The organism is Streptomyces sp. R-07, assembly GCF_049913175.1.
In the GTDB taxonomy this organism is placed as follows: domain Bacteria; phylum Actinomycetota; class Actinomycetes; order Streptomycetales; family Streptomycetaceae; genus Streptomyces.
The window spans coordinates 5,702,644-5,717,446 of the sequence record NZ_CP183978.1 but is presented as its reverse complement, the minus strand read 5'-3'; the positions used below and the strand labels follow the sequence as shown (position 1 = coordinate 5,717,446).

General features: G+C 70.7%; 11 protein-coding genes and 1 pseudogene. 8 read left to right on the top strand and 4 right to left on the bottom strand.

Going from position 1 to position 14,803, the window contains the following annotated elements; translation table 11 throughout:
- Positions 1-58 precede the first annotated feature (58 nt).
- The 4 genes from ACN9M0_RS26360 to ACN9M0_RS26345 all read right to left on the bottom strand — a co-directional run bounded on the left by ACN9M0_RS26360 (position 59) and on the right by ACN9M0_RS26345 (position 3,474).
- Positions 59-781 (bottom strand): HAD family hydrolase, encoded by a 723-nt coding sequence (locus tag ACN9M0_RS26360; protein ID WP_426404319.1) that lies wholly within the window; start codon positions 779-781, stop codon positions 59-61.
- 106 nt (positions 782-887) lie between these two features.
- Positions 888-2,363 (bottom strand): glutamate--tRNA ligase, encoded by a 1,476-nt coding sequence (gene gltX / locus ACN9M0_RS26355; protein WP_366035928.1) that lies wholly within the window; start codon positions 2,361-2,363, stop codon positions 888-890.
- Complete coding sequence (locus ACN9M0_RS26350; RefSeq protein ID WP_041131422.1) at positions 2,356-3,141, bottom strand: fumarylacetoacetate hydrolase family protein; 786 nt, start codon at positions 3,139-3,141, stop codon at positions 2,356-2,358. Before ACN9M0_RS26350 ends, gltX begins: the two co-directional genes overlap by 8 nt.
- Positions 3,142-3,270: 129 nt before the next feature.
- Positions 3,271-3,474, bottom strand: coding sequence for a hypothetical protein (locus tag ACN9M0_RS26345; RefSeq protein ID WP_366035929.1), 204 nt, complete (start codon positions 3,472-3,474; stop codon positions 3,271-3,273).
- Positions 3,475-4,042: 568 nt separating this feature from the next.
- On the opposite strand from ACN9M0_RS26345, the pseudogene ACN9M0_RS26340 reads away from it, so the two are divergent.
- The 8 genes and pseudogenes from ACN9M0_RS26340 (at position 4,043) to ACN9M0_RS26305 (ending at position 14,662) form a co-directional block, all read left to right on the top strand.
- Positions 4,043-7,883, top strand: a pseudogene (locus ACN9M0_RS26340) (sensor histidine kinase).
- 9 nt (positions 7,884-7,892) lie between these two features.
- Complete coding sequence (locus ACN9M0_RS26335) at positions 7,893-8,306, top strand: roadblock/LC7 domain-containing protein (protein WP_015036421.1); 414 nt, start codon at positions 7,893-7,895, stop codon at positions 8,304-8,306.
- Between the two features lie 160 nt (positions 8,307-8,466).
- Complete coding sequence (locus ACN9M0_RS26330) at positions 8,467-8,871, top strand: DUF742 domain-containing protein (RefSeq protein ID WP_024756254.1); 405 nt, start codon at positions 8,467-8,469, stop codon at positions 8,869-8,871.
- Positions 8,852-9,433, top strand: coding sequence for an ATP/GTP-binding protein (locus ACN9M0_RS26325; protein WP_161374012.1), 582 nt, complete (start codon positions 8,852-8,854; stop codon positions 9,431-9,433). The genes ACN9M0_RS26330 and ACN9M0_RS26325 overlap by 20 nt, the downstream gene beginning before the upstream one ends.
- Before the next feature lie 339 nt (positions 9,434-9,772).
- Positions 9,773-13,042 (top strand): nitrate- and nitrite sensing domain-containing protein, encoded by a 3,270-nt coding sequence (locus ACN9M0_RS26320; protein WP_426404318.1) that lies wholly within the window; start codon positions 9,773-9,775, stop codon positions 13,040-13,042.
- 7 nt (positions 13,043-13,049) lie between these two features.
- Complete coding sequence (locus ACN9M0_RS26315; protein WP_056644956.1) at positions 13,050-13,463, top strand: roadblock/LC7 domain-containing protein; 414 nt, start codon at positions 13,050-13,052, stop codon at positions 13,461-13,463.
- Positions 13,464-13,554: 91 nt separating this feature from the next.
- Complete coding sequence (locus ACN9M0_RS26310; protein ID WP_366035932.1) at positions 13,555-14,100, top strand: DUF742 domain-containing protein; 546 nt, start codon at positions 13,555-13,557, stop codon at positions 14,098-14,100.
- Complete coding sequence (locus ACN9M0_RS26305; protein ID WP_015036414.1) at positions 14,081-14,662, top strand: GTP-binding protein; 582 nt, start codon at positions 14,081-14,083, stop codon at positions 14,660-14,662. The genes ACN9M0_RS26310 and ACN9M0_RS26305 overlap by 20 nt, the downstream gene beginning before the upstream one ends.
- The last annotated feature ends 141 nt before the right edge of the window (positions 14,663-14,803 follow it).

The following is a 14,803-nucleotide window of genomic DNA, read 5'->3' as shown; positions in this document are numbered from 1 at the left end:
GGCTTGCGCTTTCCGGGTTCTTGCCTTTCGGCTTGTTCCCCTCGGCGCAGAAAGAACATTACCCGAAGGTGGACGGTGCTCCAAAACGGGTATCCCCGCTGAGCAGCGCGGGGAGCTGGTGGAGGTCCGTGATCCGCTTCAGCTCGGGCCGGCCGCCGGTTCCGGCCCGGTCCAGCCAGATGCCCCGCAGTCCCGCCTCCAGGGCGCCGCGGGCGTCGATGTCGGGCTGGTCCCCCACGTACGCCACCTGGTGCGGGGGCAGGCCGAGGGCGGTGCAGGCCGCGTGGAAGGCCTCCGGCGCCGGCTTGGCGAAGCCGAGCTCGGCGGCGCACAGCACGGCCTCGAACCGGTCCCGTACCCCCAGGAGCCGGAGCTTGCGGTCCTGGTTGTGGATGCTGGAGTTCGACAGGATCCCGTGACGGTAGTCACGGGCCAGGAGGTCGAGGACGGGCAGCGCGTCGGGGAAGAGCTCCCAGGCCGCCTCGTAGTGCGCGAGGTACCGCTCGAACCAGGCGTCGGCCTCGATACCGGTCAGCGCGGGCTCGCCCAGGAAGTCCCGGACCCGCTCCCTGCGCTGCTCCCGGAAGTCGACCCCGCCGGCCTCGAAGCGGCGCCAGTGGAGCGCGGTGAGCTCCCGCCACCGGTCCAGGGCCGCCTCCGCCGAACCGAAGCCGTCGAGCAGCCCCTCCGCCGCGAGGTGGTCACGCATGCCGACCGTGTCGGCCGTGGCGTAGTCGAAGAGGGTGTCGTCGACGTCCCAGAGGACGGCCCGGATGACCATGGGGCCACGGTACTCGCCGGACGCGGGCGGGGGCCGGGGTTTTCCGGGTACGCCGGAGGGCGGCGGCCGTCTGCGGCCACCGCCCTCCGGTGCGTACGGGTGTCGCCTAGGCGGCGAGCTTCGCCAGGGCCGCGTCGATGCGGGCCAGCGTCTTCTCCTTGCCCAGGATCTCCAGGGACTCGAAGAGCGGCAGGCCGATCGTGCGGCCGGTGACGGCGACGCGGACCGGGGCCTGCGCCTTGCCGAGCTTGAGGCCGTGGGCCTCGCCGGCGGCGAGGACCGCGTTCTTCAGGGACTCCGGGTCGCTCCAGTCGGCGTCGACGAGCTTCTCGCGGGCCGTGGTGAGCAGCGCGGCGGGCTCGCCCTTCATCGCCTTGTCCCAGGAGGGCTGGTCGAAGACCGGCTCGGCCAGGAAGAGGAAGTCGACGTTGGCCGTGATGTCCGAGAGGACCGTCACACGGGTCTGGGCGTGCGGCGCGATGGCCTCCCAGGCGGCGCGGTCGAAGTCCTCGGGCGCCCAGTTGGCGTGCGGGGCCTTCAGCCAGGGCTCGCAGGCCTCGGCGAAGGCCTTCACGTCCAGCATGCGGATGTGGTCGGCGTTGATCGACTCGGCCTTCTTGAGGTCGAAGCGCGCCGGGTTGGCGTTGACGTCGGCGATGTCGAACTTCTTCACCATCTCGGGGATGGTGAAGATGTCCTGGTCGGCCGAGAAGGACCAGCCGAGGAGCGACAGGTAGTTCAGCAGGCCCTCGGGGAGGAAGCCGCGCTCCCGGTAGAGGTTGAGGGAGGCCTGCGGGTCGCGCTTGGAGAGCTTCTTGTTGCCCTCGCCCATCACGTACGGCAGGTGGCCGAAGGAGGGGATCTCCTTGGCGACGCCCAGCTCGATCAGCGCCTTGTAGAGCGCGACCTGGCGCGGGGTGGAGGAGAGCAGGTCCTCGCCGCGCAGGACGTGGGTGATCTCCATCAGGGCGTCGTCGACCGGGTTGACCAGGGTGTACAGCGGGGCGCCGTTGGCCCGGAGGATGCCGTAGTCCGGCACGTTCTCCGGGGTGAAGGTGAGCTCGCCGCGGACCAGGTCGGTGAAGGTGATCGGCTCGTCGGGCATCCGGAAGCGGACGATCGCCGCGCGGCCCTCGGCCTCGTACGCCGACTTCTGCTCCAGGGTGAGGTCGCGGCAGTGGCCGTCGTAGCCGGAGGGGCGGCCGGCGGCGCGGGCGGCCTCGCGGCGCTCGTCGAGCTCCTCGGTGGTGCAGTAGCAGCGGTACGCGTACCCGTGGGTGAGCAGCTTCTCGGCGACGTCCTTGTAGATGTCCATCCGCTGCGACTGGCGGTACGGCGCGTGCGGGCCGCCGATCTCCGGGCCCTCGTCCCAGTCGAGGCCGAGCCACTTCAGCGAGTCGAGGAGCTGGTTGTACGACTCCTCGGAGTCGCGCGCAGCGTCGGTGTCCTCGATGCGGAAGACCATGGTGCCCTCGTTGTGCCGGGCGAAGGCCCAGTTGAAGAGAGCGGTGCGGACCAGGCCCACGTGGGGGTTGCCGGTCGGCGAGGGACAGAAACGGACGCGGATGTTCGCGTTAGCCACGCTTGATCACCTTATTGGTGAGAGTGCCGATGCCTTCGATGGTGACGGCGACCTCGTCGCCGACGTTGAGGGGGCCGACCCCGGCGGGGGTGCCGGTGAGGATGACGTCGCCGGGGAGCAGCGTCATGGCCTCGGTGATGTGGACGACCAGGTCCTCGATGGAGCGGATCATGTCGCTCGTCCGACCCAGCTGGCGCTGTTCGCCGTTGACCGTGGCCTGGATGGTCAGGTCGCTCGGGTCGAGGTCGGTCTCCACCCAGGGGCCCAGCGGGCAGGAGGTGTCGAAGCCCTTGGCCCGGGCCCACTGCTTCTCGCGCTGCTGGGCGTCGCGGGCGGTGACGTCGTTGGCGCAGGTGTAGCCGAAGATGACGTCCTTCACGCGCTCGCGGGGCACCTCGCGGCACATGCGGCCGATGACCACGGCCAGTTCGGCCTCGTGGTGCAGCTCGTTGGAGAAGGAGGGGTACTCGATGGCGTCGCCGGGGCCGATCACCGAGGTGGTGGGCTTGAAGAAGGCGACGGGGACGTCGGGGACCTCGTTGCCGAGTTCGGCGGCGTGCTCGGCGTAGTTGCGGCCGATGGCCACGACCTTGTTGGGGAGCACGGGCGGCAGGAGCCGTACCTTGCTCAGCGGAACCTTGGTGCCGCTGAGCTCGAAGTCGGTGTACGGGATGCCCTTGATGATGTCGAGGACGAGGCCGCCGGACTCGACGGTTCCCTCGCCCTCGACGGCGCCGAAGGCCACATTGCCGTCGATGGAGAATCTGGCGATGCGCACGAGTGCTGTCGCCCCTCACTTGGTACTGGCTGGAGTCTGACGCTCCAGGCTAACGCGGCGAGGGGGTGGCCGACCGGCGATATCACCGGGGGCGATGACGAGCGTGACGCGGGCGTGGTCCCGGTCGGGTCAGCGGGACGCGGTGGCGAACGGCTGGGGCTCGTAGGGGGCCGGGGCCTGCATCAGGACGGTGCGGCGCGGGTTGGCCGTGTTGCCGGGCAGCTCGACCGCGTACTCCGGCTGGGCGCCCCGGCCGAGCTCTGCGGCGTCCGAGAGGTGGACGAGGGTGGATCGGCGGGGGTTGGCCGTGGTGCGGAGCGTCGTCGTCTTCATCGCGGTGATCAGACCTTGTTCCGGGACGGGCGCCCGTACGGGCGCGAAGGGGTGTAAAGCGTCAGGCTAAACATGCAATTCCCTTCGAATGCATGGCTGAGACATCGATCCGCGTGTGAGTTTGCTCACCACACGCGATACATTCCGGGCATTACGGACCGTCGCCGGACGGCACGGAAAGGGACATTCCGCCACTGAATGAGCTATTCCGCTCCTGATCATGTCGACTGGGACACACGGGGATGCCGGACCATTCGAGGGGATAAGCCCGAAACCTCCCTGATCATCTTCTACATGGGGTGACACTTCGTGCACACGTTGTCATACCCCTCACGCCACAACACGCGGCCCTTGTTGGAGATCCGGCACTGTGCTGGAATTCCACGCACCGCCGCGGGTTTCAAGCCGGCACGCAGGGGGCGCAACGCAGCGCCGGCCGAGTGGCGGGGAAGGGGGAACTGCGCCGGTCACCGACGACCACCTGGGGTGCTCCACGCACCCCGATCGACACCGACACCGTCCTCTCCGTTCACCCGGAAGGACGCCTGGTCCAGAGGTTGCGACGCTAGTGCAGGGACGTTTCAAGAGGGATGGCTCGGGGTCTCCCCAGGCCCGCCAGGGCCGAGCGGATGCTCCGGCGGAGCAGGAACCGCGTGCCGGGACCGACCGCGGTCCCTCGGCCTCGCACACCCCGAACCAGGGCCAGGGACCGTCCGGCGAAGGCGGTGACGGCGGCAGGCGCAAGAGCGCCGCGGCCGCGTCCGCCGAGCCGTCCGCCGCACCCCCCAAGGGCCGGGCCGAGAACGAGGTCGGCCCGCGAATAGCCCTGCGCAACTGGCGCATCTCCACGCGCCTCGTCGCGCTCCTCACCCTCCCCGTGGTCGCGGCGACCACCCTGGGCGGCATCCGCATCAGCGACTCGCTCCAGGACATGGAGCAGCTCGACCACATGCAGCTGCTCACCAAGCTGACCCGAGAGGCGACGGACCTCGCGCAGGCCCTGCAGGCCGAGCGCGACCTGTCCGCCGGCCCGCTGGCCAACGGCCGCCCGGTCAGCGACTACCAGGTCGCCAACCCCCGCCGGAAGACGGACCGCGAGTACAAGGCCTTCCTCGACGCCACCGAGGACATCCCGGCCACCGAGGGCGACGAGGCGCTGCGCAGCATCCGCCAGAACGTCAGCCAGATCGCCTCGCAGGTCACCGAGCTCCACTCCATCCGGGGCAGCGCCTACGAGAAGGACGTCTCGCACTCGGTGACGGTCGAGGCGTACAGCCGCCTCATCCGCTCGCTGCTCAGCCTGTCGCAGGACATGGCGCAGGCGACCAGCAACCCCGAGATGATCAAGCGGACCCGCGCGCTCGCCGCGTTCTCGTCCGCCAAGGAGTACGCCTCCATCCAGCAGGCGATCATCGCGGCCGCGCTCCCCCCGAGCGACCGCACCGCCGGCCGGCTCCAGCAGGGTGACCGCCTCTACGGCGAGGCCGCCCTCAACAGTGAGGGCGTCGAGCTCAAGTCCTTCCAGGCGATCTACGAGTCGACCGGCGGTGACGCCGCCGAGCGGACCGAGTCCCTGAACAGCGGCGACCCGTCGATCAACGCGGCCAACAAGTACGCCGAGCGCGTGCTCAACTCGGACGACGCGATGCCCGAGGGCGCCCGTCGCGGCCACCTGAACTTCACCGACGAGTACAGCACCAAGATCGCCGCCATGAACCGCATCGAGCGAGGTCTGCTCGGTGACATGGAGACGATGGCCCGTGAGCTGAAGCAGGAGTCGCAGCGCGACGCCATCATCAACGGTGCGCTGATCCTCCTCGTCCTCGGCGTCTCGCTCATCGGCGCCTTCGTCGTGGCCCGGTCCATGATCCGCTCGCTGCGCCGGCTCCAGGACACCGCGACCAAGGTCGCCCAGGACCGTCTGCCCGAGCTCGTCAAGCAGCTCTCCGAGTCCGACCCGCAGGACGTCGACACCTCCGTCGAGTCCGTCGGTGTGCACTCCCGGGACGAGATCGGCCAGGTGGCCGCGGCCTTCGACGACGTGCACCGCGAGGCCGTCCGCCTCGCCGCCGAGCAGGCCCTCCTCCGGGGCAACGTCAACGCGATGTTCACCAACCTCTCGCGCCGTTCCCAGGGCCTCATCCAGCGTCAGCTCTCGCTCATCTCCGAGCTGGAGTCCCGCGAGGCCGACCCGGACCAGCTCTCCTCGCTCTTCAAGCTCGACCACCTCGCGACCCGTATGCGCCGGAACGGCGAGAACCTCCTCGTCCTCGCCGGCGAGGAGCCGGGCCGTCGCTGGACCCGCCCGGTCCCGCTGGTCGACGTCCTGCGTGCCGCCGCCTCCGAGGTGGAGCAGTACGAGCGCATCGAACTGGCCGCGGTCCCGGCGACCGAGGTCGCCGGCCGGGTCGTCAACGACCTCGTCCACCTCCTCGCCGAGCTGCTCGAGAACGCCACCTCGTTCTCCTCCCCGCAGACCAAGGTCCGGGTCACCGGTCACGCGCTTCCCGACGGCCGCGTGCTCGTCGAGATCCACGACACCGGCATCGGCCTCTCCCCCGAGGACCTCGCCGCGATCAACGAGCGGCTCGCCTCGCCGCCCACCGTGGACGTCTCGGTCTCCCGCCGCATGGGTCTGTTCGTGGTCGGCCGCCTGTCCCTGCGACACGGCATCCGGATCCAGCTGCGCCCGTCCGACTCGGGCGGCACCACCGCGCTCGTCATGCTCCCCGTCGACGTCGCCCAGGGCGGCAAGAAGCCTCCGATGCCCAAGCCGGGCGCGGGCGGCCAGGGTGCGATGCCGCAGGGTGCCTCCGCCCCCGGCGGTCGTCTCCCCCGGCGGCCCCGGCGCGGCCGGCGGCCCCGGCGGCGGACGTCCGGGCCAGGGCGGTGCCCCGTCCTCGGCGGCCGGCCGCCTCGGCGCCGGCGCCGCGCGCGGTCAGGTCGGTACGAGCGGTCCCCGGGCCGCGCTGCCCGCCCGTGACGGTGCCCCGCTCGCCGGCGGCCCGCAGGGCGCGCCGCAGTCCCGCACCCCGCAGCCGCAGAACGCGCAGCTGGAGCAGACCGGCCAGCTGCCGCAGATCCCCCAGGCCCCGCAGGCTCCCCAGTCGCCCGACGCGCTGCGTCCGGGCCCCGGCGGCGGCCTCATCGGCGGCGCCGCGAGCGCCATCCCGTCCCGTACGGACGTGTGGGGCAACCAGTCCGGCCCGCAGGCCGGACCCGGTGCGCAGCAGCAGCCTCAGCAGGGCAACCAGCAGGGCGGGTACGAGTTCCCGCGTGCCGAGCTGCCCGGCGGCAACCCGCAGCAGCAGCGCCCGCAGGCCGCGAGCTGGGGCAACGACCCGCAGCAGCAGCCGGTCCGGCGCCCGCAGCAGGAGATGTCCCCGCTGGACGCCCCGCGCGGTCACGAGGAGCCGGACGCGGCGAGCCTGTTCGGCGGGCCGGCGGCTCCGCAGGGTCCCGGTTCCACGGGCCAGTTCCCGCGCCCGGACTTCGGCGCCCCGCTGGGGGCACCTCCCGGGCCGCAGGGCCCAGGGGGACAGCAGGGCCGGCACCAGCAGGTCCCGCAGCAGCAGGCCCCGCAGTCCTACCAGGGCGGAATGCAGGACCCGGCGTCCACGGCGCAGTTCCCGCGCCCCGACTTCGGTGCCCCGCAGGGTCCCGGCTCCACGGGCCAGTTCCCGCGCCCGGACTTCGGCGGCCAGCAGCAGCAGCCGCAGGCGCAGCAGCCCCAGGCGTACCAGGGCGGCCAGCAGCAGCAGTTCGGCCGGCAGCCCTTCGTACCGCAGGCGCAGCAGCAGGCCCCGCAGGCCCAGCCCCCGGCGCCGCGTCAGCGGGGCGGCAACGACTTCGGCGCCCCGCGCCCGGCCGAGCCGCAGCAGCCGCAGCTCCAGCAGCCTCGCCGTCCGGAGGCCCTGCCCCCGGCCGGTGGTGCGGGCGACGGTCGTACTCCGCTGTACGACTCGCTGGAGAACAACTGGTCGCAGCAGGAGCAGCAGGGCTACCAGGCGGACCTGACGCAGACGACGCAGACCCCGGTCGTGTCGCAGCCGTCCGCTCCGGCGCCCCGTCCGGCCGGTGACCCGGCCGCCGACGGCCGCCAGAACGGCGGGGCCGCCTGGCGGACCTCGCCCAACGACGAGCTGGTGCGCCAGGCGGAGCGGGTGCGCAAGCCCGCGGCCGGCGGCGTCACCACCTCCGGCCTTCCGCGCCGTGTGCCGAAGGCCAACCTCGTACCCGGGACCGCCCAGGAGCAGGCCCACACGGCCGGCCCCCAGGTCTCGCGTGCACCCGACGACGTCCGCGGGCGGCTCACCAATCTGCGCCGCGGTATCCAGCAGGGCCGCCAGGCCGGCAACTCGACCACGGGTAGCCACCACCTCGGTCCGAACCATCAGCAGGAGCGTTAGTTGAACGCGATGAGCCAGGCGGCGCAGAATCTGAACTGGTTGATCACCAACTTCGTGGACAACACCCCTGGGGTGTCGCACACGGTGGTGGTCTCCGCCGACGGACTCCTGCTGGCCATGTCCGAAGGATTCCCCCGCGACCGCGCCGACCAGCTGGCGGCGGTCGCATCCGGACTGACCTCGCTGACCGCGGGCGCGTCCCGGATCTTCGAGGGGGGCCCCGTCGCACAGACCGTGGTGGAGATGGAGCGCGGCTTCCTCTTCCTCATGCAGGTCTCCGACGGATCCTCGCTGGCCGTGCTCGCACACCCCGAGTGCGACATCGGCCTCGTGGGCTACGAGATGGCGCTGCTGGTCGACCGGGCCGGCAGCGTGCTCACCCCGGATCTCCGTGCGGAGCTCCAGGGCAGCCTGCTCCACTAGCCGGTCACGCACACCGGACACACATCCGCATCGACCGATCGACAGGGCGGTACGCCCCTCCGTACCGCCCTGGGCACCGTTCACCGTCCGGCCGCCCCACCCGGCCCCCCACCGGCCCCATCAGACGGCAGAAAGTCTTGCTGTCACGCCCGGAGGATTCATGACCCCGCCCCCCGCCTCTCACGATCCGTACGGCGCCTCAGTCGACGAGTACGGATACGAGGGCGACCAGCCGCTGGTGCGTCCTTACGCGATGACCGGCGGCCGGACCCGGCCGCGCTACCAGCTCGCCATCGAGGCGCTGGTCAGCACCACGGCCGACCCGGCACACCTCGCCACGCTCCTGCCGGAGCACCAGCGGATCTGCCACCTCTGCCGCGAGGTCAAGTCGGTGGCCGAGGTGTCGGCCCTCCTGTCGATGCCGCTCGGTGTCGCCCGGATCCTCGTGGCCGACCTGGCGGAGGCCGGCATGGTGGCGATCCACCAGCCGGGCAACGGAGAGACCGGCGGCACGCCGGACGTGACACTGCTCGAAAGGGTGCTCAGTGGACTTCGCAAGCTCTAGCGGCGGCGCGGCCAGATCGACCACCAGCGCGAAGATCGTGGTGGCGGGCGGCTTCGGCGTGGGCAAGACCACGTTCGTCGGCGCCGTCTCGGAGATCAACCCGCTGCGTACCGAAGCCGTCATGACCTCCGCGTCGGCCGGCATCGACGATCTGACGCACACCGGCGGCAAGACGACGACGACCGTCGCCATGGACTTCGGCCGCATCACCCTCGACCAGGACCTGATCCTGTACCTGTTCGGCACCCCCGGACAGGACCGCTTCTGGTTCATGTGGGACGACCTCGTCCGCGGCGCCATCGGCGCCGTCGTCCTCGTCGACACCCGCCGCCTCGCCGACTGCTTCCCCGCCGTCGACTACTTCGAGAACTCGGGCCTGCCGTTCGTCATCGCCCTGAACGGCTTCGACGGCAGCCAGCCCTACCAGCCCGAGGAAGTGCGCGAGGCCCTCCAGATCGGCCCCGACACCCCCATCATCACCACCGACGCCCGCCACCGCGCCGACGCCAAGAGCGCGCTCATCACGCTCGTCGAGCACGCCCTCATGGCCCGGCTCAAGTAGAGAAACGGGCCGGGCAGTTGTCATATGCCGCTGCCAGGGGCGGTCTGTGTCCTTCGACACGGCCGCCCGGGCGTTCATAACGTTTCGACAGAGAATTGGGGCGCCTCGGACACCCGACGCATCCGATCGGTGTCACTGCGCTCACATGAGCCCCGCCATTTGGCGGGGCTCGCTCTTTATGCCCGTTTTATGCAAGGCCTGGACCACTGAAGGCGGTCGCTTCCCAGTGTTTGGAAGGGACACCCTTCACGTGCTGCAATTCATGAACTCCCGAGTAGTACGGCCCTGAACGAAACACCGGCACAACGTAGGTGCCGACGCCGAGAGGTTGTTGGTCGAGTGAGGCGAAGCAAGGAAAGCTCCGCGGAGCAGGAGACGCGGGGCAACTTCACGCCGCCGTCGCGTACGGCGATGTCGCCCGCGGACGTGCCCGTGACGCCGCCCCCCATCGAGGCGCCCAAGGGAAGCTCCAGCAAGCTGTCGCCCCGCAACTGGCGGGTGCCCACCCGTCTGAACGCGATCCTCTGCATACCCGTGCTCGTCGGCCTCGTCATGGGCAGCTTCCAGGTCAAGGCGGCGATCGACACCTGGCAGGAGGCGCAGGACGCCGAGAAGACGGCGCTCATCGTGCGCGCCGCCTCGGAGTACAGCACCGCCCTCCTCAACGAGCGTGACCTCACCGCCGGCCCCCTGCTCGTCGCGAAGACCCCCGAGGACCGCAAGGTCGACGAGGTCCAGCGGGCGTACGCCGCGACCGACTCCGCCAAGGCGAAGTTCGACGAGGCCGTCAAGAGCATGCCGTCGGGCCAGGGCATGGAGCGCCGTCTGCGGCTGTTCCAGGACGAGGAACCCAAGCTGGAGGTGCTGCGCAAGGCCGCGTACACCCGCTCCCTCGACCCGGTGAACACCCAGCTCGGGTACACGGGCGTGCAGCACTACCTCATGGAGTTCTCCAACGAGCTCGGCCTGGGCACCGGCAACATCACCAGCTACGGCCGCACCGTCTACGCGGTCCAGCTCTCGAAGGGCGCGGAGTCCCTCCAGCGCTCCATCGGCACCCAGCTCCTGGTCCGGCCCAGCCGTGACGAGGCCGTCTTCGGTCAGCAGTCCGTGGCGTTCAACTCGTACAACTACCTGGAGCAGATCGCCCTCGGCGAGTTCAACTCCGGCGGTCTGCCCGAGGACGTCGAGCTGCTGAAGAAGGTCATGGCCGGCAAGGCCGCCGAGGGCGAGAAGCGGATGACCGCGGCGGGCATCGAGCTCCCCAAGGGCAAGGACGGCTCCGTCTACTCCGGCGTCGCCTCCCAGATCGGCACCGCCAAGGGCCCCGAGGGCATCGCGGCCCTGAAGGGCAAGGGCATCACGCCCGAGACCTGGATGGCCGTCGCCACCGCCAAGTTCGACGGCTACAGCGAGGTCGAGAAGACCCTCGTCGACAAGGCCGTGACCGAGGCCGCCGACATCTCCGACGAGGCCAAGACGGACGCCTGGGTCAACGGCGGCATCGTCGTCGTCGCCCTGCTCGCCGCCTTCATCCTCGCCGGGATGATGGCCCGCCAGATGAGCCGCGCGATGCAGCAGCTGCGGACCGCCGCCTTCGGCATCGCCGAGCAGCGCCTGCCGATGCTCGTCGACCAGCTCTCGCGTACGGAGCCGGGCCGGGTCGACACCCGCGTCCAGCCCATCCCGATCGACACCCAGGACGAGATCGGCGAGGTCGCCCGCGCCTTCGACCAGGTCCACCGCGAGGCCGTCCGGCTCGCCGCCGAGCAGGCCATGCTCCGCGGCAACGTCAACGCGATCTTCACCAACCTCTCGCGCCGCAACCAGTCGCTGATCGAGGGCCAGCTGACCCTCATCACCGACCTGGAGAACAACGAGGCCGACCCGGACCAGCTGGAGAACCTCTTCCGCCTGGACCACCTCGCGACCCGTATGCGCCGCAACGGCGAGAACCTCCTCGTCCTCGCCGGCGAGGAGCCCGGCCGCCGCTGGGACCAGCCGGTCCCGCTGGTGGACGTCATGCGCGCCGCCTCCTCCGAGGTGGAGCAGTACGAGCGCATCGAGCTGGCCGGCGTGCCGGAGGCCGAGATCCACGGCCAGGCCGTGACCGACCTCGTGCACCTGCTCGCCGAGCTCCTGGAGAACGCCACCACGTTCTCCTCCCCGCAGACCAAGGTCCGCGTCACCGCGACCCGTCTCCCCGACGGCCGCGTGATGGTCGAGATCCACGACAAGGGCATCGGCCTCACCGCCGAGGACTTCGCGGACATCAACCACAAGCTGGCCAACCCGCCGACCGTCGACGCCGCCGTCTCGCAGCGCATGGGCCTCTTCGTGGTCGGCCGGCTCGCCGACCGGCACGGCATCCGGGTCCAGCTCCGCCCCTCGGGCGAGCAGGCCGGGACGACCTCGCTGGTCATGCTGCCGGACGCGATCACGCACGGTGGTGGCGGCGAGCAGCCGCTCCAGGACGACTTCACCGTCTCGCAGATCATTCCGCAGCAGCAGCAGCAGAACGCCTTCGAGGCCGCTCCGCAGCAGCAGCCGATGCTGACCGCCGCCGACCTGGGCTTCGACGACTCGCGCTACGAGCAGCCGGCCGAGGAGGAGCGTCCGCTCGACCCGGTCAACCGCTCGCTGCAGCGCGAGGGGCGGCGTGCCGCCCTGGAGGCCCAGACGCAGGACGGCGACCGTCCGCTCTTCCGCGACGAGGCGGAGCCGGCGGAGCAGTACGGCCAGGCCCAGGAGTACGACCAGGCTCAGGAGTACGGGCAGCAGCAGGCCCAGGCCCAGGAGTACCGGGCCGAGCAGTACCCGGCGCAGGAGTACGGCCAGGAGTACGCGGCCGGCTACCCGCAGCAGGACGGTTACGCGCAGCAGGACGGTTACGCCCCGCAGGAGGGTTACGCCTACCCGCAGCAGGGCTACGAGACGTACCCCCAGCAGGGCTATGCGGAAGCCTCGTACGAGACCACGGGAACCGAACACCAGCAGTACGGCAATGCGTTCGATACCCAGTCCCACCAGGCAGAGTGGCCGGAACAGAACGCTTACCAGAACGGCTACGGACAGGATTTCGGAGCGGAATCGGAATCTGCTCCGAGCGCTCCCGAACAGGCCGCCGACCGCGTAGGCTTCGACCGTCCGGGTCCGACTTCGAGTCCCGCCCCGGACGCCGGACACGCGCTGACCGACGCCGGTCTGCCGCGCCGCGGCAGCGTCGCCCCGCAGACGCAGCAGGTGCCGCAGCAGGCGCCGCAGCAGCCGAAGCCCGCGCAGCCGGAACAGCAGCAGGACGAAGCCGACGGCACCGACGAATGGCGCTCGACGAACGACGAGCGCTGGCAGCGGGCCGGGAAGCTCAAGGACCCCAAGGCGGGCGGGGTCACCTCGTCCGGTCTCCCCCGGCGGGTCCCGAAGGCCAACCTGGTCGAGGGCACGGCTGAGCAGACCCCGCAGGGCGGCCCCCAGGTCTCCCGCGCACCCGAGGACGTACGGGGCAGGTTGAGCAACCTGCGCCGGGGCGTCCAGCAGGGACGCAACGCGGGAACGGACACGAACGGATCGGGCCTCGGCCCGGGCAGTACCTACAACCAGGAGCGTTAGTGTGAGCATGAGCCAGGCGGCGCAGAATCTGAACTGGTTGATCACCAACTTCGTGGACAACACCCCCGGGGTGTCGCACACGGTGGTGGTCTCCGCCGACGGACTCCTGCTGGCGATGTCCGAGGGCTTCCCCCGCGACCGCGCCGACCAGCTGGCGGCCGTCGCCTCCGGACTGACCTCGCTGACCGCGGGGGCGTCCCGGATCTTCGAGGGCGGTGCGGTCAACCAGACCGTGGTGGAGATGGAGCGCGGCTTCCTCTTCATCATGTCGGTCTCGGACGGATCCTCGCTGGCGGTGCTGGCCCACCCGGAGGCCGACATCGGTCTCGTGGGCTACGAGATGGCGCTGCTCGTGGACCGGGCGGGCACGGTTCTGACTCCCGACCTCCGGGCGGAGCTTCAGGGAAGTCTTCTCAACTAACAGACAGACAGTGCGTTTCGCGTCACCGCCCCGTAGGGTGCGGTGGCGCGGTCCAAGGGACATGGACCGCGAGGCAGTCGGAGGAGGAGACGTGGGTACACCCCCGGGCGCGAGCCCCTACAACGGTTATGACGCGCATCAGGCACCGCTGGGCGACACCGCGCAGAACCGGTTCAACTTTCCCTCCACCCCGAGCAGACAGGGCGTGTCGCAGCCCTACGCGCAGCCTCAGGTCCCGTCGGCCGCGGGTTCCCCCTCCACCTCGCGCGGCTCCGCCTCGGGCGGTTCCGGCGGGCACAACCCGCTCGTGCGTCCCTACGCGATGACCGGTGGCCGGACCCGGCCCCGTTACCAGCTCGCCATCGAGGCGCTGGTCAGTACGACGGCCGATCCGGCCCGGCTGCAGGGGCAGTTGCCCGAGCACCAGCGGATCTGCCGGCTCTGCTTCGAGATCAAGTCGGTCGCGGAGATCTCGGCACTTCTCTCCATCCCCCTCGGCGTCGCCCGAATCCTCGTGGCCGACCTGGCCGAGGCCGGACTCGTCGCCATCCACCAGCCCGGCGGCGACGAGGCCGCCGGCGGCCAGCCAGACGTGACACTGCTCGAAAGGGTGCTCAGTGGACTTCGCAAGCTCTAGCGGCGGCGCGGCCCGTTCAACCACCAGCGCGAAGATCGTGGTGGCGGGCGGCTTCGGCGTGGGCAAGACCACGTTCGTCGGCGCCGTCTCGGAGATCAACCCGCTGCGTACCGAAGCCGTCATGACCTCCGCGTCCGCGGGCATCGACGACCTCACCCACACCGGCGACAAGACGACGACGACTGTCGCCATGGACTTCGGCCGCATCACCCTCGACCAGGACCTGATCCTGTACCTGTTCGGCACCCCCGGACAGGACCGCTTCTGGTTCATGTGGGACGACCTCGTCCGCGGCGCCATCGGCGCCGTCGTCCTCGTCGACACCCGCCGCCTCGCCGACTGCTTCCCCGCCGTCGACTACTTCGAGAACTCGGGCCTGCCGTTCGTCATCGCCCTCAACGGCTTCGACGGCAATCAGCCCTACCAGCCCGAGGAAGTGCGCGAGGCCCTCCAGATCGGCCCCGACACCCCCATCATCACCACCGACGCCCGCCACCGCGCCGACGCCAAGAGCGCGCTCATCACCCTGGTGGAGCACGCGCTCATGGCGCGCCTGCGGTAGTCCCTGACGGTCGCACGGTAGAAGGCCCCGCACCCATGTCGGTGCGGGGCCTCTCGCGTACCCGTTGTGGGCAATCGTTCCGCAGGGCGGGGGGTCCCCCCGGACGAAGTCTGGGGGAGGGTGAGCACAACGGAACGGCGC